Origin of the sequence: Sphingobacterium sp. JB170 (genome assembly GCF_900163865.1) — a bacterium.
Taxonomy (GTDB): Bacteria; Bacteroidota; Bacteroidia; order Sphingobacteriales; family Sphingobacteriaceae; genus Sphingobacterium.
The window spans coordinates 37,603-62,742 of record NZ_FUKU01000013.1 but is presented as its reverse complement, the minus strand read 5'-3'; the positions used below and the strand labels follow the sequence as shown (position 1 = coordinate 62,742).

Below are 25,140 nucleotides of genomic sequence, written 5' to 3'. Positions count from 1 at the left end.
TTAAAATTTAACGTCTAAGCCTAGAGTGAATGTTTTCATGACTGGATAGGAGTCATAGTTTAGCTGTTCGGGATCGTGAAATTCGGTCATTGGCGAGAGCACGAAGAGATTCGATCCGTTAAAGAAAACGTTAACATTTTTGAGTTTGATCTGCTCGGTCCATGCACTCGGTAGGGCGTAGGATATGTTCAGATCGCGCAGGCGCATATAGCCACCGTTACGGATCCAGAAGGATGAAGGCATGCTTCCTGATTCGGCCCAATTTTTACCGACCACAGCGGGATATTTCGCATCGGGATTGTCTTTTGTCCACACATCGTCGGCCCAAATAGGGTAGTAAGGACGGAAGGTGCTACCATGCTGGCGCATTCCACCTCCTTCGAGGTTGCTTATCATCCGGTCATAATTTAATACACCTTGCAAAAGCGCGGACACTGAAATGCCTTTCCAACTTGCATTTAATGCAAGGCCATAATTGTATCGCGGTGAGTTATCCACCGAAAGCAAATCTTCATCATTTTCATCAATCTTGCCATCAGGTCCATCGGCGTAGTCCGCGCCCCGGATATCTTTGTAGAGTATCATCCCTAGGTAGGGATCACGCCCGTAGGTGGTAAAACCTGCTGCGGTCAGCTCGTCGAGTTGTTCTTGGGTACGAACGAGGTCGTTCGCTATCAAGCCGGTTAGGCGGTTGTGTGGCTGCCCCACACGGGAGCGGAAATGCTGATTACCTTCCGGACTCCATGCGGGCTCTTCGTCGTAAATGTCCCAGCGGTCGACTGCGTAACCGATGTTTGCTGCCACGCCGTAGGATACCTGACCAATCTGGTCGGACCAGTTTAAGCTAAGTTCGCCTCCGCGGTAGCTACGTGCTGCATAGTTTTCTTTGGCGAGTGTCCGTCCGTAGGTGTCTGGAAGGGTAATGGTACGGCTAGCCAAGATATCTGTTTCATCACGCTTGAAAATGTCGAGTGCTCCGGAGAGTTTCCCATTCAGAAAGGCAAAGTCTAGACCGGCATTGTAACTTTTCGAGGTGGTCCAAGTAACAAAAGGATTTGGTGTATCTCCGTATTCTAATCCGTTGTAGTAACGGTCACCAAAGATAAAACCATCGGTGGTACCGTACTTTTCGGCGTAGGTGAACGCGCCAATAGGATCGGCCAGTTCGTCGAGGAAGTTACCGGTTGTGCCGTATGAAGCGCGGATTTTTAAGTCGCTCACCGTACTCTTTAGATCGGAAAAGAAATCTTCCTCGGAAATGCGCCATGCGGCAGACACCGAAGGGAAAAATCCCCAACGTTTCTCCTCGGGGAACAAAACAGTTCCGTCATAACGAAAGGAAAACTCCGCGATATATTTGTCGGCGTAGTTGTAGTTCGCGCGGCCTACGATCGCTTGCCGGGCGTCGACCTCTTCAAAACCATTTGTTTCACGGAAGTTACGGTCGGTAGGGTAAACGAAAAACTGATCGAGTCCCGTGATGGGATTTTCTCCGCGGGAAGTAATATCGGTCAGCCCATTTTTCCACTGCTCAAGTACGAAGGTGGCGTCAATGTTATGCTTGCCGAATGTTTTCGAATAGTTCAAAAACCAGTTCAGCTGGTACTCCCAATTTCGCTGGGTGTTGTAGTCCATGAAGGGCTGGGACTGCCCGAAGGTAAAGATGTTGACCTTATCCTCGTCGGGAGGCGCAGGCACGAAACGGTTTCCTTCGGGGTCGAGCGACTGGAACGTGTAATTCTTCTGGAAGCTCATGTAACGTTTACGCAGGTAATCTTGGGCAATGTAGCTACCGACAAGTTTTGTAGATAGACCCGGAATGAGTTTATCAAGCTTGAGATTTAGCGAGAGGATAGGATTCACCTGACGAACTTTACGGTCGATATAGCGGTCACCGTTCACCTGATCAATCACGTTCCATGCCTGCCAGGTTCCCATCGGCGTCTGGACCGGATAGGGTGTGATCTCGCTTGTCGGGTTGCCTGAAGCGTCGGTATAGAAAGGATACATTTTCGGCCAGTTGAAAGTCACGCGGTAGAAATCTGAAACATCGAAATCATCATCATCTGCCGAAGTACTAAAAGGCCAGAAAAAACGGTTGGAGTTCTGCTGGTTGGCCGATATGTTTAGATCGATGCTGAATGCTTCTGATATTTTCGCCGATACGTTCGAGCGGATATTAAACTTTTCATGGTCTAGTGACTCATAGGATCCGCTCTCCCCGCGGTAGCTCACCAAGGCATAATAAGTGATATTATCGCCCCCTCCATTTACGCTTACCGACTGGCGGTGGCTAAAGGGGTTCTTCCAGATGACGTCGTTGGCATTATAGTTTCTGTTTTCAAAGTAGGCAAACTCGTCTTCACTATTGGGGAGGGGCAGGCCTTGAAATTCAGCGACACGGTTTTGGTAAACCAGTTCGTCCGTTGCTGTCGTGAGATCAGCAAGAAGCGTTTGAGTGGGTGCGTTGAAAGTATAGTTGCTCTGCACATTAAAAACGGGCGCTTGTGCGATACCTTTCCTGGTTGTTACTACCACAACACCGTTCCCCGCGCGCGTTCCATATACGGCCGCGGCGGCGGCATCTTTCAGGAAGCTCATTTGATCGACTTCGTTGGCTTCCAGGGCATCAAATGCTGCTTTGTCGCGCACGATTCCATCGATCACGTAGAGCGGCTCCGCAAAACTACCACGCATACGTACGCTCGAGGAGGCCCCCGACATTCCCGAGGTGTTCGTCACATTTACGCCCGGCGCTCTACCGGCAAGAGTGTTCGAAAGGTTCGATGTAGGAATATCTTTTAAATCATCGGCTTTTACGGTGGTGATGGCTCCAGTGATGCTCCCTTTGCGCTGTGTTCCGTATCCCACAACTACGACTTCTTCGATCGCGCTTTCATCACTTTGCAAGGTGATATCGATTACTTTTTGATTGCCAAGGGTGATCTGCTGAGGCATAAATCCGAGGAAGCTTACGGCTAAAATGTCTCCTGGCGATGCTTTGATACTGAAATTTCCCGATACGTCCGAGGACGTGGCTGTCGAGGTGCCTTGAATAGCGATTGTTGCACCGGTGATGGACTCTCCATTTTGGTCAGTGATGGTACCCGTGATGTTTTGCTGCACGGTTACTGGCACAATATCCGTTAAGGGCATGGGGACGTCGGCTGCCGCATGTTGCGCGCTGAGCAGTAGGCAAAGTCCCAGCATGTTTAGGGGCCTCGCCGCAATTATAAATGCGTTCTTTTTCATACTTAGTCTGTTGGAATAAAATGGTCTACGCAAATACGAAGATAAATTCTATTCTGATTGTTAGTTGTTAGTGATTAGGTTTGCTGTTGTTGGCATTCTTTGTCCCAATATGGGCGTTTGCGTGAGGATTTGCTGAATGCGTGAACATCCCCTGTTTTATGGAGGGTTTTGATAATTGAAACGGTTCATGTCGTAGTTTAGTTGATATCGTTTAGTGAAACGAGTGATTGCAAAATTTAAGGGAAAATATGCAAACGATTTTGCAACCGCAAATGGGAGACGCGTGCGTCTTTCGTGAATCGCTACTTTATTTACCTTATGTGTGGCAGTTTCAACTATAAGTAAAACACAAACGATTGCGTTAATTTAGAAAAGCGCGATTTCTGTTAGCAACTTTTACCGTATTGTATTAGTTTTTCAAACAGTAAAAAGGGAATAGTATAGCATGATACCTGCAAGAGGTGTTATTTCGTAGCTGACGTGCATTAAGATGGCTGAACGTGAGGAAAACAAGAAAATTAAATATCAAACCATTCGAATTGAGTGCAAAATGAAGGATTGCTAACTCATTTATGGGCTTAAAATTAGTTCTCGTGAAAGGTTTAATTTCGAAAAACCTTAAAAAGGTCGATCGTATGAGATGATATCTGTCTGATCTTTACCTATTAGGTTGAAAGTACAAGCCAACTTCTTGCAAACGTTGCAATTTTTTGGTGGATGTGGCCTTAAGCCTTTTAGCGGAAGTCCCGCATTATTTTTTTCTAAAATCTCTAATGCTTGAATTTTGGAAAATGAATTCGAATAAAAATCGATGTTTTCCGAAGCTTGCTCTTTGATTTTCGTGGAAGCAGAAATTTATAGATTTTAAGTCTGTAGCAATGTTCCTCAGAGGTATAGAAATTGAATAGTACATACCAGCAATCTAGACTCTTTCGTAGACTGGTTTAAGCCCTCTTAATTACCTTGTACACTTGCTGACCGCTAATTCTGAATTGCCTGTTGTGAAATTTATTTTACAAGTTGCTACTGGGGGCAATATTTTGAACATAAAGAGATTTAACCGGAATTCCATTTTTTTCAGCAGGAATGAAGAGTTTTTTTACATCAATAATTTCACTGTGCAAAGCGTCTATAAATCGTTTAAACGATACAGCATCGAGATCGATTTTGGTCGTCGAGTCATATATTTCTGTAAACATGCCTTGTACCTGACCATTGGAATCCACCACGTATTTATAAATCATGTTAATGTTATCTTTTTCCATATCCATTGAATCAGTAATGGGCCATAAGTATTTTTCGATTACCTTTTTTTGGAGAGCCCTAAGATTTTTCGTCGGATATGCTTCATTTGTTAGACCTTCATACCGAAAATACACCTTCTTAAAGGTCATCTCTGTACCGAGTTTTTTCAATTCACGTTCACTCAATAATTTATATTCATTTGCCTCTCCAACATTGTTTCTTTCTCGGATTTGTCTCGCCTCCTTATCATATGTGATATCGTAAAATTCATTTACATAAGTATAGTTTCCAGATAAAACTTTAAGATAAGTCGAGTCTTGATAGAGATACCCAAAATAACCGCCATTCCCCAGCCATCGTTCGTTCATCTGGTTCGAGGCGATACTTGACTTGAAGTTCTGTTTATGAAAAAGAATAGCAGGATAATCAACCTGGATTGTTAATAATACGGAGTCTCTTGGGTGAAAGAAAGATCTTTTCTCAAAACCGTATTTCGCATTATAATCTTCTATTTTTTCATATCGGTTACTGTCACACGCCACAATTTTCTTGATATAATCGATAGATTTTGCCATTCCAAATGTAAGCCGCGGAGGAATCCGTTGCTTCTCTTTGATATGCTTAGATGTATCCGTTAATGAGTCTTTCGTTTGTGCGCCACAGGATAAAAAAACACTTGATATTAATATTAAACTAGTTACAAATATATAAATACACAGGTTCCACTTCATAATTTCTGTTAGTCATAGGTTAAATACATATCATTAATCGTGCCGACGCCGGGGTACCGTATGATCTTGGTAATGAAGCTAACTATTGATGATTTTTTTTCTGTGCTCCAGCCCCCATTCTGCGATCGTTGAGGTCAATTTCTTTAGCGTATAACCGTATTCGGTTATCGCGTACTCCACGGTTACAGGCTGCGTATCCTGTACCGTTCTTTTTATCAGGTGGTTAGATTCGAGTTCCTTTAGATCTCTACTTAGCATTTTACCGGAAACCCCACGGACTTCCTTTAATAATTCGGAGTAGCGCATCGTGCGGAAGCACAAACACGCTATTATGGAGACTTTCCATTTGCCATTCAGCAGATCCATCACGTCGTGAATGGCCAGTATGGTATGACCGCACTCTTCTAATGGTGTTTTTATGTTTTCCATGCTATGTAAGTTGGTTACTCGAATGTTATTGTTACTTTTTGACACAAAGGTACAAAAAGTAATATGCTTAATGTAGTTTTGCATCATAACTTATTAAAATATAAAACACCATGGAGTTGATAAACGATCTAAAATGGCGCTATGCAACTAAGAAGTTCAGCAATAAAAGTGTATCGGAAGAGGACTTGCAAACATTGATTGAGGCCATCAATCTTTCCGCATCATCGATTGGTATGCAAACCTACCGCCTTTTTGTTATAGAAAATCAGGCATTAAAAAAGCAGTTAGGGATAGGATCCTTTAATTCGCAGATCGCGGATTCTTCGCACCTTTTTGTATTTGCGGCCTTTGATGTTATTCGCGAGGAAACGATAGAAAACTATATCCAGCTGTTAGCCAATGAAAGGGGGATTCCAGTAACGGATTTAGTGGATCTTAAAACTAAGGTTTGCGACTTTCTTTTAGCTCGGAATGACCAGGAGAATTTTAACTGGTCAAGCAAACAAGCTTATATTGGATTGGGTACGGGCTTGATTGCGGCGGCAAATTTAAAAATCGATGCTGCGCCGTTAGAAGGTTTTGACCCAGAAAAATTTGACAAATTATTGGGATTGAGAGAGAAAAACCTCAAAAGTGTTGTGCTTCTTGCCGTAGGCTACCGCGATGAAGAGATGGACCTCCTAGCTTCGCAAAAAAAGGTGAGAATATCGACGCAAGAGTTTGCAACCAGAATAAGATGATTTCCGGCGCGATTAGGGACGAGCGCGTAGTTCCGCTGTTAGTTTTTTAAACTATCGTCGTAGCCATTTGCTTTGGTGAGATATGTAAAACCGAGCGGCGTTGTATTACCTTACTCATTGCCGCTCGGTTTAATTGTATTGTGAAGACGATTCTTAAAGAGACGGATAAATGGTGTCTTCTCCGACTATTTTATTCTTGGCTAACTTTATAAAGCCCGGATACGGATCCACCTGCTGTCACGTTAAATAATGGTTTTGCAGTTGTTCCTTCCAGCTCGTAGTAACCGTTCGTTGATCCATCTTTGGTCGTAACACGTAAAAGTACTTTACCGTCAATTTCGATCGCGCAGAATGCGGCGCCCGGGTTTGTTACCGAGGGCACGCCTTCAATTTTGGTTTTTTCTTTGCTTTCAATATCAAACTGATAGAAGTCCCATACGTCTGCATCGTTGATGTTTCCGCTAGGACCGCCTGTTAGAACAGTGTTAGGTACGACCGTAATGATTTTGCCTTCTTTTGCGAATACAGAAACAAATTTTCCGCCCTCTGTGATATCGTCCATGTTTAAACTCCAAGAGGAATCGATATCATCTTCTCCGGCTTTAATCCGGACGATCTTCGATTTACCACCTACCGCGCTAATTCCTTGGGTTACAATGTAAAGGTCACCGTTATCATCAAAGTCGTACATATTGTTATCGTTGATATATGCGATTGAACCGGTGTCTTCAATTTTGATTGTTCTTTCATATTCAAGCGATTCAAGGTCGATTACAGCGAGATACACCTCAGGGAAGTAGTCATCCCAAAAGCCTTTTTGCGAACCGTCTGTCTTTGCGTAGCTGATATTAGCATATAGCTTTCCTTCTTTTACGACAAGGAATTTCTGTCCTACGGACCGGAAAAGTATTTCCGGGTTGTCTACACCACGTTCGTTTACGGCATCTTCAAGTTTTATTTCGCCGGTGCGCGACATGGTGGTGGGGTCAAATGTTTGGATGTCTAATGGATTTGCGCCATCGAAGTAGAATCCTTGCGTTTCGCTAGCAATCACAAAGTTTCCTGACCCGTTGGTGTTTTGATCGGTCTTGATAAAAGCTGCGGGTGCTACTGTTCCTTCCGCATCTACTTTCAACTCCTCTATTCCCAGTTCTGCAGCGGAGGTATTAAACATTTTGAATAATCTATTGTTTTGGGGACGCCAGCCGCCAAAACCAAGCCCCTGGAGGCTACCACTAGCGTTGTTTACAACATCTCCCGAGGGAAGCTCATTAAAGGCACTAGCATATCCTGGTTTCTCGAGCGATCGTTCACTCATCGTAATTAGTACGTACTTATCCGAAGCGGCCGGATCAGGGTCGATCGGGTTGACCGGATTATCGTTTTCCACGCAGCTTGCAAATAGGCCGACTGCGACCATAATTGTTGCAGTTAATTTATTAACTTTCATATCGTTATGTTTGTGTTTTTAATTTATTTACAGTTTGTAGCTTAGCTTCAGGTGAAAACTTCTTCCTGGCCGTGGCACACGGTAATAATCGTATATATCTTTGTTTAATAAGTTTTTACATTCGGCCCCCAACGTGAGGTGCTCGCCCGAGAAGTTATACGTGGCGCCCGCGCTCAGCAGATGCTGGTTGGGAATCACTAAACTTGAATTCAGGTCCGCACTTCCTGATAATCCGAGGAATCCTCCGGGTTCTAGATCTTTATCGATCGTTTCCAGGTAGAATTCGCGCGTGAAATTATAATTCGCGAATATATTTAGCTTATCGTTTTGAGCAAATACGTTGCCATACTTTCCGGAGGCTCCAGCATTAGCAAAGAAATAGGGCGTGTTTCTCAGGCGCGCATCGTTCTTCCACGCATCGATCGCGCTGGAAATACCAAATAGGCGCAGGTCTTGCCAGGTAGCGTTTGCATTTACTGTGTAGTTTGGCGTGAGTCGATACACAAGATCGAGGTCTAGCCCATAGCCCCTCACATTTTCTTGATTTTGATACTGCGCATTTGGCGCCTGTATGGGAACCAATAAGATCAGCCCTTCGGTGTTTCGGTAAAAAGCGTTCACTTCTGCTGTTAGTTTCGGCGCCGACTTGGTGCTGAGCCCGAGATTGACGTTCCAGCTTTTTTCTGGGGTAAGCTCGAAATTAGGCACGACGAATACGCTGTTACCAAATAGTTCATCGCGCTCGGGCAGGCGGTAGGCGTATTCGACCGACCCACGAATGAATGTTGAGGGCGAGAGATTATATTTTAAGGCTTCGGTGATGCCCCAGTAGTTTCCAGATACCGATCGCTTGTCATTTTCGGTGACATCGGTCGAGAACCAAGTGTTTTGGTAGCCCGAGGAGCTAAATACGTAATATTTCCCCATCAGCTGATTTTCGAGTTTATCCCCAAAAAGGGCCTGTTCCCAGGATAGGCCGAATACCTGCTTGTTGTAGCTGGATGCTAGCGAGAGCACATCGATGTCTGTTCCTTGCAGAGTCGGTCCCAGCGGATCTTCTCCCTTGCGCTTCGCGTGGGTTGCTACGTGATTAAATTCAAGTTTACTCGAAGGGCTCAGCAGGTAACTTATATTCGTGCGATTCACCCACTGGCGCTCGTCCACGCGAGAGTCCGATGGCAGACGGCTTTCGCCTACCGTAGCGCGCGGGGTGAAGTTTCCAAACCAGTCGTAGCTGCCTTTTAGTGTGTCAATGCGCTGGCTTTTCAGCACGTTAAAAGAGCTGAAGTGGTCGATACGCAGTTTTTCATCGAGAAGGTTGAGCTTGTAACGTACTGAAGGAGCGATGGTATGCTGCTTGGAATGCAGCGCGCCGTACGGCGTTGTCATTAGTGCCGGGTGTTGCTGTTCTTTAAGCAGACCAAACCCCGTGAGCGTGAATTTAAGCTCATCGGTCCAGGTTCTGTTTTTAATGCTTAGGTAGGCTTCTGCTAACAGGTGTTTATAAGCATTGTTAAAAAGGTTTACCCGCTCGGGGTAGGTGTTTCGGGTCTGGGGGTCGGTAACGCTGACCAGCGCCTGGTAATCATTCTTTGCGTAGTTAACGTACAATTCACCTCCGTATCCCCATCTCTGGTCTTTGCTCACCCGGCTTGCTCGTACACCAAGGCGGTGGGTGGAGAAGGAGCCTATTTCGTAGTATCCTTGGAAAGCATTGATGTTTTTATTTGCGCTCACGAAATTTAGTGCACCACCGAGTGCGTCGGCACCTAAGGAAACAGGAAGCACCCCTTTGTATATCTCCATATGATCGAACATCTCCACAGGAAGCGCCGATAAGTTATAGCCGTCACCAAGATAATCGATCGGAATTCCGTCCTTAAAATATTTTATGGCCTTACCTTGAAAACCGTTGACCGATATTTCCGGACGGCTCCCTATCCCGCCGTTCTGACGTACGCGAATCCCGGTGCTCCGGTTCATCAGTTCGGTCAGCGAGACCGCCTGGTTGGATACGGCGCGCGTGTCGATAAAGACGCTACGAATTGGTGCTTGTTTTATTTTCTGATTCGCTGAGCTGCCGGTGACCGTAACGCTTTCTATTTGCTCGGCACGTGCCGAAAGCGGGATCGAGAGTAGGAGGTTTTCGCGGGCATATTTAGTTAGGCTGTCGGTATATTCCACGAAGCCTACGGCGGATACTTTAATGGTGTGCAGTCCGGCAGGGATCGATTCAAATGTTGCTGATCCGTCACTCGCGGTACTGCGTGTAGTTTCACCAAGTTGCACTGTGGCGGAACCTACTGGTTCGCCTGTGCTGTTATTCTCAATATGCACGGTGACCCAGGTCCCTTGCTGAGCAGTAGCTAGCGATGTGCACAGTAAAAGTAGGTAGAAAGATAAAAAAGCCGGTTTGCGTACCATTAAATCATGTCTTATTTTGCTACAAAGATAGCTTAAATTATAATTAGATTAAATAAAGCTTGTTATTTATTTAGAATCTATCTAAATTAGCGCTGTTGAACAATAGCGTTAGTGAGGTTGCAAATATGTCCAAAGCAGTTTTTCAGGTAAATATTGATATTGTAAATAGCAGTGAGCACTTCGTGGGCGAGCCGCTTTATTTAGCAGGAAGCTTCAACAACTGGCGTTCTGAGCATATCTGTATCGGCGTTATTCCGCCTAAAGGAGAGCGCTGTAGCTTTGTTCTTTCGGATGTGCCGGCCGGGGAGCTTGAGCTGAAGCTGAGTCGCGGCGATTTTGGAAGGCTAGCTTGCCAAGCTGGTGGACGCCTCGGCGCGCCGCATAGCGTGCATGTTGATGTCGATACTTCTGTGCAGATGAGCATTGAAAGCTGGCGCGAGTTGTTTCCTGATTCGACTGCCAGCGCACAGGTGCATATTCTGGATGAGGAATTTTATTTTCCTAGTCTTGCTGTTGCGCGCCGCGTATGGATATACCTGCCAAAAGAATACCAGACCAGCGGGGGCCATTACCCGGTTATTTATATGCATGATGGACAGCATCTTTTTGATGAGGCGACCTCTGTGGGCCGGGCAGGACCGATTGAGTGGATGGTGGATGAGACGGTTGACGCTTCGCAGATCCCGAGTATTATTGTAGCCATTGACCACGCGCAGAGCTATCAGCAGCGCGAAAAGGAGATGATGGTCAGCGGCCAAGATGCCAAAGGCTGGCAGTACTTAAAAGATATTGTCGAAGTACTCAAGCCGCACGTGGATTCCTGCTACCGCACCCGTGCCGGGGAGCAAACGACGGCGATCGTTGGCAGCTCGCTGGGAGGTCTTTTGAGCCTATACGGCGCGCTCGAATACCCCGAGGTGTTCGGCGTGGCAGGCATTCTGTCCCCTTCGATATGGATGGATAGCGAACAGCTTTATCAATATACATCCGGGGTACACGCAAGCAAAACTTCTACGCGCGGCAAGCAAGAAATTTATCTGTATACCGGACAGCTCGAACGACGTAAGCAGCAAGGGTTCGACGGGCTCGATATGGCAGCTGAGTTGACTCATTACCACGGCTGGCTCTCGCGGCATTTTAAAGGTAAGTTGCACCTGGATATCGACTTTCACGGCAAGCATGGCGCGCTTTACTGGCAACAAGCTTTCCGAAACTTCTATACCTATTGGCAAAGAAAAATTAAAACAACACAAAAATACAACTATGAGATTAAACAGGTTAACACGAAATAAGGCCTTTTCGGGCAAATCGATGCTGATGGCATCTGCATTTTTAGGCCTTTCGATATCGGCGATGGGACAACAAGCAGCGCGCTCGGCCCCTGCGGGTACAGGAATCTATGAGGCCGCTATAAACGCGAAAGATGGATATATCTATGTCACTGGAGCGGGCTCTCGGAAAGCTCCGGGAGGCGCGATCTATAAGATTGATCCCGCTGATCTGTCCCGCGTTGACAGCATCAGCCTGAAGGAAAATCCACCATTTGGAATAGGCATAAACAATAAAACGGGTATTGCCTATACCACTAATACACGTACGAATTCAGTTAGCGCTGTGGACTTAAATACGGGTAAGCTGCTTGCTACAATTACCAATGGAGCAGATAAGTCGCATACAAGAGAGGTTCTTGTCGATGAGCAGAACAATTTGGTGTATATTACGGACGTAGGTGATCCGAGTAATATTTGGGTAATCGACGGAAAAACCAATACGTATGTAGCGGCTATTGGAAACTTAGGTAAGACGGTTACGGGCATGGCTTTTCTTAACGGTACGGACAAGCTATATGTTACGGTGATGGGTAATAACTCGATTGCTGTGGTGGACCTAAAGAATAAAAAGATAGAAAAATCGTTTCCTTCCGGCGGGGAGTCCCCCGTGAATATTATTAGTGACGGCAAAGATCGCCTCTTTGTTACCAACCAGAAATCCGGTACGGTAACAGTGCTCGATAAAGAAGGTAAGCTGATAAAAAGTATCGCTACGGGTGATGGTGCTATCGGTATTGCCTTTGACCCGCAAAAAAACCGGATCTACTCGGCAAACAGGGGCACCGGAACGACGACCGTTATTGACGGCACGGGCTACCATGTGCTGGCGGACGTGGCAACAGGGTCTAAACCTAACAACGTAAAGGTAAACCCTGCCACGGGTGAGGCTTTTGTGGTGAATAAAACGGGCGGTGGACGTCCCGTAGAGGGGCAGCCGGTTGTGATCGATAAGAACGGAGATACGATCACCAAAATAAACTAAGTCTGTGCCGGGAAGGCGATTGCCGCAGGTGCAAAATTTGGCGTGCCGGACAGCTTAGTAAATGAAAATGTGTAATTTTAACGAATTCCGGCCCGCTGCTATAGTGGGCTGGGCTTGTTGTAATTAGATAGAATTAGCGATATTGAACTTCTTAAAAAATAGATACCTATTGTGGTGCAGTGCCATAATCGGTATATTATTGCTGTCGTGGATGTCCCTGTTTACAGGCGTTAAAGATATTCGCGCGGGGGAGTTATTGACAGATAGCGAGCAGCTGCTTGTGTTTGTGATCAGCAGGGTGCCGCGCACGGTCGCCTTGATACTTATTGGTGCGGGTATGAGTATTGCGGGGTTCGTGTTGCAGCAGCTTTCTCAAAACCGGTTCGTCTCGCCTACAACTTCTGGCGCACTAGAAGCGGCCAAGATGGGTATTCTGGTGGCGCTAATGGTACTACCGCAATCTTCGCTCTCGGTGCGCATGGTGCTCGCGGTGCTATTCACGTTTGTCACTTCCTTTGTTTTTATCTTGTTTATCAGCAAGATCAAACTTCGCAGCTCGATTTTTATTCCGCTCGTGGGGTTAATGTTCAGCGGTATCCTGAGCGCTATTTCAACCTTCTTCGCGTATAAAAACGGTATCGTACAAAATACGCAGGAGTGGCTCCTTGGGGATTTCTCCTCGGTCATGCAGGGGCAATATGAGGGGATATATATCATTCTGCCCGCGGTGCTGTTGATCTCTATTTTTGCCCAGCGCATCACGATTGCCGGAATGGGTGAGAGTTTCGCGCGCAACTTGGGTATATCGTACAATGGTGTGGTGTGTATCGGCCTTTTTACCGTATCTATCGTGGTAAGCTCCTCGGTGATTACCGTCGGCGCAATTCCGTTTCTGGGGTTAATTATTCCCAATATGGTGGTCATCCTGTTTGGCGATAACTTGCGTAAGAATCTGCCGATTATCGCGTATGTGGGTGCAGTTTTTTTGCTCATTTGCGACCTGATCGGACGGGTGCTGGTATACCCCTACGAAGTGCCTATCGGTATGACTGTAGGGATAATTGGGGGCATCATCTTTTTAGTGTTGATCTTTAAAAAACAAACGCGCGGATGAAGCCATTACCAAAATTTATAATGCTTTTGATGCTGCTGGCGGTGGCTACAGGGTTGTTTATGCTGTACGATGTAGATCTTTCTAGTAGCTATGCAATCGATAAGCGGAGCATCCGACTGGCCAGCATGCTGGTGGTGGGCGTGAGTGTCGCCTATTCCTCGATTGTGTTTCAGACGATCACCGGAAACAGGATCCTCACCCCATCGGTGATGGGCTATGAGGCGGTATTCGTTCTTTTCCAGACGCTGATCGTATTTATATATGGCGATAGGGCGTTCCAGGTTATCGGACAGCAGGAAAACTTCCTGTATGCGGTAATCTTGATGCTCGGCTTCTCGCTGGCGATATATTTATTGATGTTTACCGGCAGGAAGCGTAACATGTATTTCCTGCTGCTTGTAGGAATGGTGTTGGGTACACTTTTTATGACCACCAGCCAGTTCTTACACGTGCTACTGGACCCCAATGAGTTTTCGGTTGTGCAGAACTTCATGTTCGTTTCATTTGCCAAGATGAATACCAAGCTGCTGGCGATCGCAGCAGCGACGATGGCTGTTTCGGTGGCCTATATAAGCGTACATCGCCGTGCCCTGGATGTAATGGCTTTGGGGCGGGAACACGCGATAAACTTAGGAGTGAACTATGATAAGATGGTACGCAATTTCCTGCTTGCCGTTGCGCTGATGGTCTCGGTCTCCACGGCACTTGTCGGGCCGATTATCTTTTTAGGTATCTTAGTCTGCAACTTAACGTACGAACTTTTTCGCACCAGAAGGCATGCCTATATGCTCGTTATCTGTAGCGTGGTAGCCTGTCTGTGTTTAGTTTTCGGACAGTTTCTGGTGGAACATGTCCTTGATTTTTCCACCACGGTGAGTATTATTATTAATTTTATTGGCGGCGTATATTTTATGTACTTATTATGGATAAGCAGAAAGAAGATCACTTAAAGTTTGCGGATTTAAGCAAGCGTTATGGCGCGAAGGTGGTGCTTGATGGGATCCACGGAAGCATTGCCGAGCGTCAGATCACTTCGCTGATTGGCCCTAATGGCGCAGGCAAGAGCACACTGCTGTCGATTATGGCGCGCCTTCTCAAGCAGGACGGCGGTGGGGTGAGCTTTTACGAAAAGGATATCACACGTTATAAAAGCAGTGAGCTGGCAAGAAAGCTATCAATTTTAAAGCAGTCCAACCACCTGGAGCTGAAGCTTACGGTGCGCGATTTGGTATCTTTTGGCCGCTTTCCCTACAGCAAGGGTAGGATGAATGCTGCGGACTGGGAAAAAGTGGGCGAGGCGATCGCTTTTTCTGAGCTCGAGGACTTGCAGCATGCTTATATTGATGAGCTTAGCGGCGGGCAGCGGCAGCGCGCTTTCATATCGATGATTATCGCCCAGGATACAGATTATATTCTGCTTGATGAGCCGCTCAATAACCTGGACATGAAGCATGCGGTGCATGTGATGAAGACGCTGCGGCGTTTGGTGGATGAGCTAGGTAAAACGGTGGTGATCGTGATACATGAAATAAATTTCGCGGCGCAGTATTCTGACCGTATAATAGCGCTCAAAGATGGTGTTATTCGCTATGATGATACCGCAGGCAAAGTAATCGATGCGCAGGTGCTCCAGGAAATATTCGGTATTCCTTTTGATATCTTGGAGCGCAACGGGAAGAAGATTTGTAATTATTTTAATCTGTAATGCCTTTAGCGGGTACTTGCTGGAAAAAGAAAAATAAAAAGATGAAAATAAATATATCCACTTATTTCACGATCCGCTTAGCGATTCTCGCGGTAGTTAGTATGAGCCTTGTGGGCTGTAGCGGGAGCTCGAATTCGAAGGGCGATAGCAGCGCTCATGCCGAGAGCGAATTGATTACCGTGCAGCATAAGTTTGGCGAGCTTAGCGTACCATTGAACCCCGAGCGCACCGTGGCCCTTGATATTGGTGCCATCGAAACGATGATCGCGCTAGGCGTCAAGCCATTAGGTATCCCCAAGAAGTTTCTTCCTGATTATTTGGGGGATATGCGCGATGATGCGGCTATTGGTGACGTGGGCTCGGTCATTGAGCCCGATTTTGAGGCGATAGCGGCTTTAAAGCCGCAGCTTATATTTATTTCTGTGCGCCAGGAGCGTTTCTATGAGGAGCTACGTGAGATCGCGCCGACCGTATATATCGGCGCAGACACGAAGGACTACCTGCCTTCGTTTCAACGCAATGTGGAGCTCATCGGGCGGATCTACGGGAAAAAGGAACTGGCGTTGGGAAAGCTTGCAGCACTCCAAACAAAAATTAGCCAGGCCCGTTCGCGCTACGCTAGCGATGAAAATAAGGCCATGTTTGTCATCTATAACAATGGGAAGTTCAGCGCCTTTGGTAAAGGGTCGCGGTTTGGGTTTATTCACGACGTGCTGGGCATCAAGCCGGTGCTGGATTTTGATGACGAGTCGGTTCACGGACAGCGCATCTCCGGGGAGTTTATCGCCGAGGCGAATCCTGATTACCTTTTTATTGTCGACAGGAATGCCGCGGTGCTGGGCCGCGTGGCCAACAAGCAGGAGGTCGAGAACAAGCTCGTCATGCAGACTGCCGCTTATAGAAACGGAAAGGTTTTTTACCTTGATCCCAACGTGTGGTTTATTTCCGGCGGTGGACTGATCTCGGTAGAGCTGATGGTGGACGATATTTTAGAACTTATATAATACCCCAAGATGGAAAAGCCAACGATATCAAAACATGTATTTAGGGTGAGCAGCACGAGCCGCATTACTCCGCATTATATCCGCGTGAAACTTACTAGTGATGAGCCTAGTGGCTTTGAGCAGTGTAGTCCCGGAGCGAATAACAAGATTTTTGTCCCCCCTGCCGGGCAAAAGAAGGTGGAATTTGCCATTTTTGACGGGGAAAAAGGGGAATGGGTGATGCCCGGCGAAAATATAAAGCCTATCGTGCGCACCTATACGCACCGTGGCATGGACGCGGCGTCGGGGGAGGTGATCATCGATTTTGTTGACCATGGTGAAGGCGGCCCGGCTTCGGCCTGGGCACGTAGCGCGAGGGTGGGCGATGAACTGGGGATCGCTATGAAGATACGTTCAACAGTACATTACCCAGAGGGTACGGGCTGGCTCTTGCTTGTAGGCGATGCAACAGGTATTCCGGTTATTTGCTGTATCCTGGAGAGCTTGCCACGGGATGCCAAAGGACGATGTATAGTTGAAGTGCCTAGCCAAGATGATATTCACCCCGAGCTGGTGCATCCGGGCTTTGAAATTACGTGGCTGATTAACGCGAACCCTCAGGTAGGCAGCAAGCTGGCTCAGACAGTTCGAGAGCTTGCCCTTCCAGCGGACAAGGAGAGCTTTGCTTACATAGCGTGCGAATATAGTTCGGTCAAAGCGATACGCAGCTATTTCAAGCAAGCACTAGGCTGGGGGCCAAAACAATATTATGCATTTTCCTACTGGAAGGCCGGATCGGCAGAAGATAAGTCCGCTAATGAGCGCAGGGAAGAAAAACACGAACAGTAGGGCACAGAGGCGCTAGTGGACGACTCCCCCCCACAGCCAAGCTGATGGGTTGGGCTTCTAGCGTCATAGCAAATCCTTCCTTCGAGTTGGTAGACGTCTTAACTTCGCTCCACTCGTTTACTTGAAAGCCCCTTACGAGGGTGTTTACGTCTTATCCTGATAAGCCAAATGTGCAAAAGAAGTATGGTACTTACGACTAGTCGTAGTTTACATCCAATCCACGCAAACGAAGAACTGGTTTTACACTACTTCTTATAAATTTGTTATTTTAGTCAGCGAAAGAGAAAAATGGCTGAATTATCTGTAATAACACCAATAGAATATCTTCGGGGCGTAGGCCCCCAGAAGGCCGATGTGCTCAAAAAGGAGCTGCGGATTTTTACTATTGGCGATCTATTGCAGTACTATCCGTTTCGTTATATCGACCGCACGGAGTTCCACAAAATAAATACGATTCACACGGCCATGATCGGCGCTCAGGTTTTGGGGCGCCTTACCGGTCTGCAGGAGAAAGGAGAGAAACGAGCAAAGCGCCTTGTAGGGCAGTTTCGTGATGAGACCGGCAGCATTGAGCTGGTCTGGTTTCAGAGCTTAACCTGGCTCAAAAAGAACCTGCAGGTCGGAGCGGTGTATGTGATGTACGGAAAGCCTAACGAGTTTAATGGGCAGCTATCGGTCACCCATCCCGAGATGGAGCTTTTGAATTCGGGCGAAAAGAAAGTCGGCAACCAGACGATGCAGCCTGTGTACTCCTCGACCGAGAAGCTTAAAAAATTTAATCTGGATAGCAAAGGGATCCAAAAGTTGCAGCAGACGGCTCTGGAGACGGTATACCGCGCGCTTGGCGATGCGCTGCCGGCTGCGATAATTACCGAGCATAAACTTTTGAGTTACCCCAAAGCGCTGCTTGCTATCCATTTTCCGCAAAATAGCGAGGAGTTAAACGCAGCCGTGCGGCGGCTAAAGTTTGAAGAGCTGTTCTTTATTCAATTGCGACTTCTTCGCAATAAGCAGCTAAACACCCTAAAATACAAGGGGCACCGTTTTCGCGCGGTAGGCGAGCGGTTCAATACCTTTTTTAATGAACGATTGCCTTTCCCGCTCACAGGGGCCCAAAAGCGCGTGGTCAAAGAAATTAGAAGTGATACGAATACCGGCGCGCAAATGAACCGCCTTGTGCAGGGGGACGTAGGCTCGGGTAAAACCGTAGTCGCTCTATTAAGCATGTTGATCGCTATCGATAACGGTTATCAGGCATGCATGATGGCGCCAACAGAAATTCTGGCTCAGCAGCATTATGCGGGAATTACTGCTTTGCTGGGCGAGGGCATCGCGCGGGTTAGCTTGCTTACGGGGTCAACCCCCACCAGGAAGCGGCGCGTTATCCATCAGGAGCTCGAGGAAGGAAGCTTGGACATTTTAATTGGTACCCATGCGCTGATCGAAGACAAAGTAAAGTTCAAAAATATAGGCTTTGTGGTGATCGATGAGCAGCACCGCTTCGGTGTGGAGCAGCGGGCAAAGCTGTGGCGAAAGAATGTCGTTCCTCCGCATATGCTGGTGATGACGGCTACTCCAATCCCCAGGACGCTGGCGATGACGATGTATGGTGATCTTGATATCTCGGTTATCGATGAGCTTCCCGCCGGGCGTAAGCCTATTAAGACGGTACATTTTTTTGAAAACCAGCGTTTACGTGTTTTTGGTTTCATGCGGCAGGAGATTGCTAAGGGACGGCAGATATACGTCGTTTTTCCGCTGATCAAAGAGAGCGAGAAGCTCGATTTACTCTACCTGGAGGCGGGGCTTGAAAATTTGCAGCGTGAATTCCCGATGCCTACCTACCAAATAAGCATTGTTCACGGGAAGATGACCGTCAAGGAAAAGGATTTCGAGATGCAGCGCTTTGTGAAAGGACAGACGCAGATTATGGTGGCAACGACCGTTATTGAGGTAGGGGTGAACGTGCCTAATGCTTCGGTGATGGTGATAGAAAATTCGGAACGTTTCGGTCTCTCGCAGCTTCACCAGTTGCGCGGCAGGGTAGGCCGTGGCGCAGAGCAGTCCTACTGCGTTTTGATGTCGGGAAACAAGTTGTCAAAAGAAGGAAGAACCCGCCTTGATACTATGGTGCGCACCTCGGACGGTTTTGAGATCTCCGAAGTGGACCTGCAACTGCGTGGGCCGGGAGATCTTTCGGGCACCCAGCAGTCGGGGATTTTAGAGATGAAAATAGCCAATCTGGCGACCGATCAGGCCGTCTTGAATGAGGCGCGAAACCGTGTTATTGCGATATTTCAGGAGGATCCGAACCTCAGCCTACCGAAGAATCAAATGCTAACAGACTACCTTAACCAAAAGAGTCCCGGAATTTCATGGGATAAAATTTCTTAAGTCCATTCGAATAGCGCGTGTGGAATGTCCCATGGCAATGGAATGATTTACTTGACCACTCACTAAACTTTTGTGCGGTAAATAAATGGATTATTCGCCGCAATTTTTGCGATGTTTATTTTGACCCCTCACCGTAAAAGATAGAAATCGTCGTTAATCGAAGATAGTCCGGATAATGTGCGCATGCGTTCTTGCGCGGAGACCGCCAAGTCAACCCTATCAACGGCTCTATTCGTCAGTAGGCTATTTCCTTCACCTTAATCTATTCTAATTTAACCCAATGGGAATCCGTCTCTAAATTGCTAGTGCGTTATACTCCTGAAAGACGCAGCGGAAAATTGTGCGGTTTTCTTGTTGAGCTTTTTCGAGCGCACAGTATACGTACGTTGCTAATACAACAGATTATTGTAGGGATAACGCTGAATGTGCCGTTCTTTTACGATCTCGTACAGCTTTTCGCGGAATTCTTCCACATTCACTTTGTCGGTGGCAGAGATAAATATTGCTGGATCCGCATTTTTTGCCATCCAAGAGCTTCTAAAATCCGCTAGCGTGACTTTGATCTCTTCCCCGTTTTCATCTTCCGAGACAGGTGGCTTATAGGCATCAATCTTATTAAACACGGTTACTATAGGTTTGTCTAAGGCGCCAAGCTCCTTTAGTGTTTCGTTTACTGCGTGAATATGATCTTCAAAATTGGGGTGCGAAATATCAACCACATGGATCAGAATGTCGGCTTCACGAACTTCATCAAGGGTGGATTTGAAACATTCCACCAAGTGGTGAGGAAGCTTTCTGATGAACCCAACGGTATCTGACATGAGGAACGGTAGGTTGTCAATTACGACCTTGCGCACGGTTGTATCGAGCGTCGCGAAGAGCTTGTTCTCGATTAGGACATCTGATTTAGAAATCAGGTTCATGATCGTTGACTTACCCACATTCGTATAACCAACGAGCGCTGTACGGATGAGTTCTCCGCGGTTTTTACGCTGCGTTTCGTTTTGTCTATCAATTGTTCTTAAGCGTTCTTTTAGGACAGAGATCTTGTTTAAAATCATCCGCCTATCGGACTCTATCTGACTTTCCCCTGGTCCGCGCATACCGATACCACCGCGCTGACGCTCAAGGTGAGTCCACATGCGTGTTAAACGAGGAAGCAAATATTGCAATTGAGCGAGCTCAACCTGTGTTTTTGCCTGAGCTGTCTTGGCGTGCTTAGCGAAGATATCAAGGATCAGGTTAGATCTGTCGAGTATCTTAACCTGTAACTCGTTCTCCACATTCCGTAGCTGGGAAGGGGAGAGTTCGTCGTCAAAAACCACAATGTCGATATCCTCAGCAATGACGTGTTGTTTTATCTCTTCCAGTTTACCACTACCGATGAACGTCGTGCGGTCTGGGTAAGCGAGTTTCTGCGTAAAAACTCCCTTAGTGACTCCTCCTGCGGTTTCCACCAAGAATTTGAGTTCCTCGAGGTACTCTTTTGCTTTAGTTTCTGTATTTTCTGGAGTGATTACCGAAACAAGGATTGCTGTTTCGCGTCTTACCTCCGTGTCGTAAATTTTTGGTACTGCCATGTATTGTTTTAATGCTGTTCTTTAACAAACAGTAAGACAAAGGTAATTGTTTTTTTGGGAACTTATTACCCGAGAGTAGACACTAAAAAACACGCTTGTATTCATCGAGGAACGACGAAAATGTGCTCATGTGGCAAGTAGACTTCTTTTTTGTCCCTTGGGAATAATTTCAGCGGCTGATTTAAGTACGTTTGAGTGGTTAGGATACCGCGCTTCTCCGAATCTAGCGTCTTCGTCATTGTAAGAGATGAGATGTTAATTTCCTAGAGCTGATCCGATTTAATGTGAAGGAAATCTATGATCTAGACCCATTGGAGTTCACGCTGGATAAATTGTGGTTTCGTGGGAGGATTTTTCTGTTGGTTATTTAGCAAAACAGACGATGAGAGCTGGCGCTGGCGGAATGATTTTATTGCTACTTCTGGGTAGCCAAATAACATCTGCGTCACCTTTGCTTGGGTGTACGCCTCCCTTCGAACTATAAAGTGGTGATCACTCGTGATATCAAAAAGTTCAAATGAAATATCATTATCTGCATTTTAAGTGGATCAGATCAGATGTACTTTTGATTAACGTAAGAATCGCGGTGTCTAATACCAAGATAATGCCTAATAGGGTACCGCCTACTTTTTAACGCGAGTAATAATGCTAACTAAATATATGGGTATTTTTTTTTACTGATTTCTTCACTTGATGTTTTTTCCGACTAATCGGTTTGATCCGCCAATTATTAGGAAACTTATTGGACCATTTAAACTAATCACAAATTATGAAAAAAGGAAACCGTCGAATTTTCCCTGTGCTCGGGAGGTACAGGAAAGTCAAGACGTTAAATATGACAATGCTAAGTGTCATGCTGGTCTTCTACGCAGGGATTACACTTTCTGCTAAGGCTACTGATTATAGTATCTCCTCCAAGCTAAACGATATTAATTTTCAAACCAAACGTGTGATCACTGGCGTGGTGATAGACGAACAGGGAGCTCCGATTGTAGGGGCAACTATTTTAGAACAAGGTACGCAGAGCGCGATCATGACGGGCGCCGATGGACATTTTTCGCTAGAAGTTGAGGAAAGCGCCGTTATACGGGTTTCCTATACGGGCTTCATTGCACAAGAGATTGAAGTGGGGGATAAGGACACTTTTGAGATAACGTTGATGGCGGATCTGCAAGGGCTCGATGAAGTCGTCGTGGTTGGTTATGGAACGCAGAAAAAGGCAACTTTAACGGGTTCCGTGGTTTCGGTAAAGGGGGACGAGGTGGTTAAAAGCCCCGCGGCAAACGTTGCCCAGTCGCTCGCAGGACGTTTGCCAGGGGTGACTATCAATAGTCGCAGCGGAGAACCAGGCAGGGATGACCCTTCGATTATGATTAGAGGGCGAGGAACAACCGGCGCAACAAGCCCGCTAGTTATCGTCGATGGGATAGAGCGCGGCGGGATAGGGCAAATAAACCCGAATGATATTGAAACGATATCTGTGCTGAAAGACGCCTCGGCGGCGATCTACGGGTCGCGTGCTGCGAACGGCGTGATACTCATCACAACCAAACGAGGTAAGTCTGGAAAGCCGACTATAGATTTTTCGTTTAATCAAGGCTTCAGTCAACCGACCAGGAATCCTAAAATGGCGGATGCCTATACCTTTGCGCAAATATCAAATAACATCGAGGTTGACGAAGGACGCGAACCGCTACACTCCGAGCAGGAATTGCAAAAATATAAAGATGGTAGTGACCCGGATTACCCCGATACGGACTGGTATTCGTATTTAGTGCGATCGGGAGCGCCGCAGCATCGCGGAAATGTATCGGTTTCGGGTGGGGGCGATCGTTCCAAATATTACTTTTCCTTCGGGCAGCTTTCGCAGTCCGGGCAATATAATGACGGTACGACCAAATTCAGTTCATATAACTTACGTTCCAATGTGGACGTGGAAGTCACCGACAATCTTAGTGTTGGTTTAAATGTGTCAGGACGTATCGACGATCGGCATTATCCTTTCCGAAGTAACAACGAGCTGAACAGCCACATCTATTTGTACCAGCCCAATTGGCAACCGTTTTGGCCTGGGACGGATTACATGCAGCCACTCCGGGGAAGTGAAAACGTACATAACTGGGTGAACGATAATGCGGGATATCAGCAAGAAGATACGAGAACAGCGCAAAGTACTCTGTTTTTTAAATGGGATGTACCCGGAGTAGAGGGGTTATCAATCGATGGTAGCGGTAGCTATGATTTTGGAGGTGTTTATACGAAGGTGTTCGAGACCCCGAGTTATGTTTATCATAGTGGTACCCAGGGGGACGAATATTCCAAAGAACTCTCTGGTATGAGCCCATTATTAGCGAGATTGAATCAGACTAGTTATGCGGTTACCCAGACCTATGTAACGTCTAAAATTAATTATCTGCGGCAATTTGGCCAGCATAATTTAGGCGTGATGGTGGGGTACGAGCAAACACAAATTAAAAACTCGACGCTCCAAGCGGGTAGAAGTGACTTTTTATCGATCAGCTTGCCCGAAATAAATATGGGGAGCAGCGATAAGACAAAGCAGTCCAATGGCGGCTTTTCAGGTCAGGACGCACGCCAAAATGTGTTCTCGAGGATAAATTACAATTATGCCGAGAAGTACCTGGCGGAAGTTACCTTTAGGGCAGATGGTTCTTCAAAATTTCCGAAGGGTGAGCGGTTTGGATTTTTCCCGGGGGTCTCCCTAGGATGGCGAATATCGGAGGAATCGTTTATGAGCGATTGGTCCTTTTTAGACAATTTAAAGATAAGAGGCTCGTACGGGAAGATGGGTAACGACGCTATCGATCCGTTTCAGTATATGATGACCTATGGATATGGGAGCAACTATGTGATCGGTAACAATGATGTTTCTGGACTTGTCCAAACCAATGTGCCAAACCCATACATCACTTGGGAAACAGCCAAAACGTGGAATGTTGGTCTTGACGCGGATTTCTGGAACGGTTTATTGGGTGTTGAATTTGACTATTTCAAATCGCGACGTTCTGATATTCTTACCAAGCGGAATGCTACGGTACCCGAATATACCGGATTAACTTTGCCCGATGAAAATATTGGAATTGTCGACAATAAGGGCTTTGAACTGATACTTTCTCATACCAATAATATAAATGCACTAACATACCGGCTGTCGGGTAACGTCTCTTTTAGCCGCAATAAAGTGGTGTTTGCCGATGAGCAGCCTGCTGCCGAACCCTACCAGTATGCTACGGGCCGGCCGTACGGCGCGGCATTACTATACAAGTCGCTTGGTGTGTTTAGAGATCAAGCGCAGGTTGATGCAACACCGAGTTTGCCCGGTACACGGCCAGGGGATTTGATTTATGAGGACGTAAACAATGACGGAGAGCTCAACTCACTAGACAGGATAAGGGTTAATCAAACCAATATGCCAGAAATCTCCTTTGGTTTGAATGCGAGCGTGGGGTATAAAGGATTTGAGCTTTCTATACTATTACAAGGGCAGGAGAATGCGAAACAATACTTTGGTGGCTGGTTCCCGGTAATGAGCCATACGTTCGGTAATTTCCTTGATTGGCGCGCTAAAGACAGCTGGTCGCCACAGAACGTGGATGCCCAGATGCCGCGTGGTAGTACGGCGTTATGGACAACCAGTACAAACGCCTCTTACGCTTCTACGCATTGGCTAAAAGATGCCGGATTTTTACGGGTGAAGAATTTGGAAATCGGTTATAACCTGCCGCTGAACATCTGTGAATCAATTGGAGCCAAGGCGCTCCGCGTGAATGTCAGTGGGAGCAACCTGTTTATGATTTACGATAGTATGAAAGACATGGGGTTTGATCCCGAGACGCATGATTTTTGGTACTATCCGCCGCAACGGGTGTTGAATTTTGGAGTGAATTTGACCTTTTAACTTTACGTTTAA

16 protein-coding genes are annotated in these 25,140 nt (G+C 46.6%); 10 read left to right on the top strand and 6 right to left on the bottom strand.

From position 1 onward, the window contains the following. The 3 genes from FM107_RS01665 to FM107_RS01655 all read right to left on the bottom strand — a co-directional run bounded on the left by FM107_RS01665 (position 1) and on the right by FM107_RS01655 (position 5,657). Positions 1-3,252, bottom strand: coding sequence for a TonB-dependent receptor (locus tag FM107_RS01665; RefSeq protein ID WP_086946779.1), 3,252 nt, complete (start codon positions 3,250-3,252; stop codon positions 1-3). 1,013 nt (positions 3,253-4,265) lie between these two features. Then, positions 4,266-5,072, bottom strand: coding sequence for a hypothetical protein (locus FM107_RS01660; RefSeq protein WP_143559399.1), 807 nt, complete (start codon positions 5,070-5,072; stop codon positions 4,266-4,268). Positions 5,073-5,306: 234 nt separating this feature from the next. After that, a complete protein-coding gene (locus tag FM107_RS01655; protein WP_086947184.1) occupies positions 5,307-5,657 on the bottom strand; it encodes a helix-turn-helix domain-containing protein in 351 nt (116 codons plus the stop codon). 110 nt (positions 5,658-5,767) lie between these two features. On the opposite strand from FM107_RS01655, the gene FM107_RS01650 reads away from it, so the two are divergent. Further along, entirely contained in the window at positions 5,768-6,397 is a 630-nt protein-coding gene (locus tag FM107_RS01650) for an NAD(P)H-dependent oxidoreductase (RefSeq protein ID WP_086946777.1), read from the top strand. 190 nt (positions 6,398-6,587) lie between these two features. Here FM107_RS01650 and FM107_RS01645 read toward each other — a convergent pair whose 3' ends face one another. Further along, on the bottom strand, positions 6,588-7,847 hold the full coding sequence (locus FM107_RS01645; RefSeq protein ID WP_086946776.1) for a DUF4374 domain-containing protein: 1,260 nt from the start codon (positions 7,845-7,847) through the stop codon (positions 6,588-6,590). Positions 7,848-7,874: 27 nt separating this feature from the next. After that, positions 7,875-10,271, bottom strand: coding sequence for a TonB-dependent receptor plug domain-containing protein (locus FM107_RS01640; RefSeq protein WP_086946775.1), 2,397 nt, complete (start codon positions 10,269-10,271; stop codon positions 7,875-7,877). A 95-nt stretch (positions 10,272-10,366) separates the two neighbouring features. Between FM107_RS01640 and FM107_RS01635 the strand changes: the two genes are divergently transcribed. From FM107_RS01635 to recG, 8 genes are all read left to right on the top strand, one after another. After that, positions 10,367-11,563: an alpha/beta hydrolase gene (locus FM107_RS01635; protein ID WP_086946774.1), complete on the top strand. Its 1,197-nt coding sequence runs from the start codon at positions 10,367-10,369 to the stop codon at positions 11,561-11,563. Next, positions 11,535-12,584, top strand: coding sequence for a YncE family protein (locus FM107_RS01630; RefSeq protein ID WP_086946773.1), 1,050 nt, complete (start codon positions 11,535-11,537; stop codon positions 12,582-12,584). The genes FM107_RS01635 and FM107_RS01630 overlap by 29 nt, the downstream gene beginning before the upstream one ends. A 142-nt stretch (positions 12,585-12,726) precedes the next feature. Then, complete coding sequence (locus tag FM107_RS01625) at positions 12,727-13,698, top strand: ABC transporter permease (protein ID WP_256959287.1); 972 nt, start codon at positions 12,727-12,729, stop codon at positions 13,696-13,698. Next, the gene (locus tag FM107_RS01620) at positions 13,695-14,648 is read left to right on the top strand and encodes an iron chelate uptake ABC transporter family permease subunit (protein ID WP_086946771.1); all 954 of its coding nucleotides are present in this window, start codon (positions 13,695-13,697) and stop codon (positions 14,646-14,648) included. Before FM107_RS01625 ends, FM107_RS01620 begins: the two co-directional genes overlap by 4 nt. Further along, a complete protein-coding gene (locus FM107_RS01615; RefSeq protein ID WP_086946770.1) occupies positions 14,621-15,403 on the top strand; it encodes an ABC transporter ATP-binding protein in 783 nt (260 codons plus the stop codon). Before FM107_RS01620 ends, FM107_RS01615 begins: the two co-directional genes overlap by 28 nt. A 41-nt stretch (positions 15,404-15,444) precedes the next feature. Further along, positions 15,445-16,407 (top strand): siderophore ABC transporter substrate-binding protein, encoded by a 963-nt coding sequence (locus FM107_RS01610; protein ID WP_179204372.1) that lies wholly within the window; start codon positions 15,445-15,447, stop codon positions 16,405-16,407. A 9-nt stretch (positions 16,408-16,416) separates the two neighbouring features. After that, positions 16,417-17,235, top strand: coding sequence for a siderophore-interacting protein (locus FM107_RS01605; protein ID WP_086946768.1), 819 nt, complete (start codon positions 16,417-16,419; stop codon positions 17,233-17,235). Positions 17,236-17,523: 288 nt separating this feature from the next. Further along, a complete protein-coding gene (gene recG / locus FM107_RS01600) occupies positions 17,524-19,629 on the top strand; it encodes an ATP-dependent DNA helicase RecG (protein ID WP_086946767.1) in 2,106 nt (701 codons plus the stop codon). Between the two features lie 389 nt (positions 19,630-20,018). On the opposite strand, the gene hflX is transcribed toward recG, so the two are convergent. Next, positions 20,019-21,209 (bottom strand): GTPase HflX, encoded by a 1,191-nt coding sequence (gene hflX / locus FM107_RS01595; protein WP_086946766.1) that lies wholly within the window; start codon positions 21,207-21,209, stop codon positions 20,019-20,021. Positions 21,210-21,978: 769 nt separating this feature from the next. Between hflX and FM107_RS01590 the strand changes: the two genes are divergently transcribed. Continuing rightward, on the top strand, positions 21,979-25,128 hold the full coding sequence (locus tag FM107_RS01590) for a TonB-dependent receptor (protein WP_086946765.1): 3,150 nt from the start codon (positions 21,979-21,981) through the stop codon (positions 25,126-25,128). Positions 25,129-25,140: the final 12 nt, after the last annotated feature.

Coding starts and splice junctions, on each gene's coding strand:
- FM107_RS01650 (WP_086946777.1), top strand. CDS start 5,768: ATGGAGTTGATAAACGATCTAAAATGGCGCTATGCAACTAAGAAGTTC.
- FM107_RS01610 (WP_179204372.1), top strand. CDS start 15,445: ATGAAAATAAATATATCCACTTATTTCACGATCCGCTTAGCGATTCTC.
- FM107_RS01615 (WP_086946770.1), top strand. CDS start 14,621: ATGGATAAGCAGAAAGAAGATCACTTAAAGTTTGCGGATTTAAGCAAG.
- FM107_RS01645 (WP_086946776.1), bottom strand. CDS start 7,847: ATGAAAGTTAATAAATTAACTGCAACAATTATGGTCGCAGTCGGCCTA.
- hflX (WP_086946766.1), bottom strand. CDS start 21,209: ATGGCAGTACCAAAAATTTACGACACGGAGGTAAGACGCGAAACAGCA.
- FM107_RS01665 (WP_086946779.1), bottom strand. CDS start 3,252: ATGAAAAAGAACGCATTTATAATTGCGGCGAGGCCCCTAAACATGCTG.
- FM107_RS01590 (WP_086946765.1), top strand. CDS start 21,979: ATGAAAAAAGGAAACCGTCGAATTTTCCCTGTGCTCGGGAGGTACAGG.
- FM107_RS01630 (WP_086946773.1), top strand. CDS start 11,535: ATGAGATTAAACAGGTTAACACGAAATAAGGCCTTTTCGGGCAAATCG.
- recG (WP_086946767.1), top strand. CDS start 17,524: ATGGCTGAATTATCTGTAATAACACCAATAGAATATCTTCGGGGCGTA.
- FM107_RS01640 (WP_086946775.1), bottom strand. CDS start 10,271: ATGGTACGCAAACCGGCTTTTTTATCTTTCTACCTACTTTTACTGTGC.
- FM107_RS01620 (WP_086946771.1), top strand. CDS start 13,695: ATGAAGCCATTACCAAAATTTATAATGCTTTTGATGCTGCTGGCGGTG.
- FM107_RS01660 (WP_143559399.1), bottom strand. CDS start 5,072: ATGGCAAAATCTATCGATTATATCAAGAAAATTGTGGCGTGTGACAGT.
- FM107_RS01655 (WP_086947184.1), bottom strand. CDS start 5,657: ATGGAAAACATAAAAACACCATTAGAAGAGTGCGGTCATACCATACTG.
- FM107_RS01605 (WP_086946768.1), top strand. CDS start 16,417: ATGGAAAAGCCAACGATATCAAAACATGTATTTAGGGTGAGCAGCACG.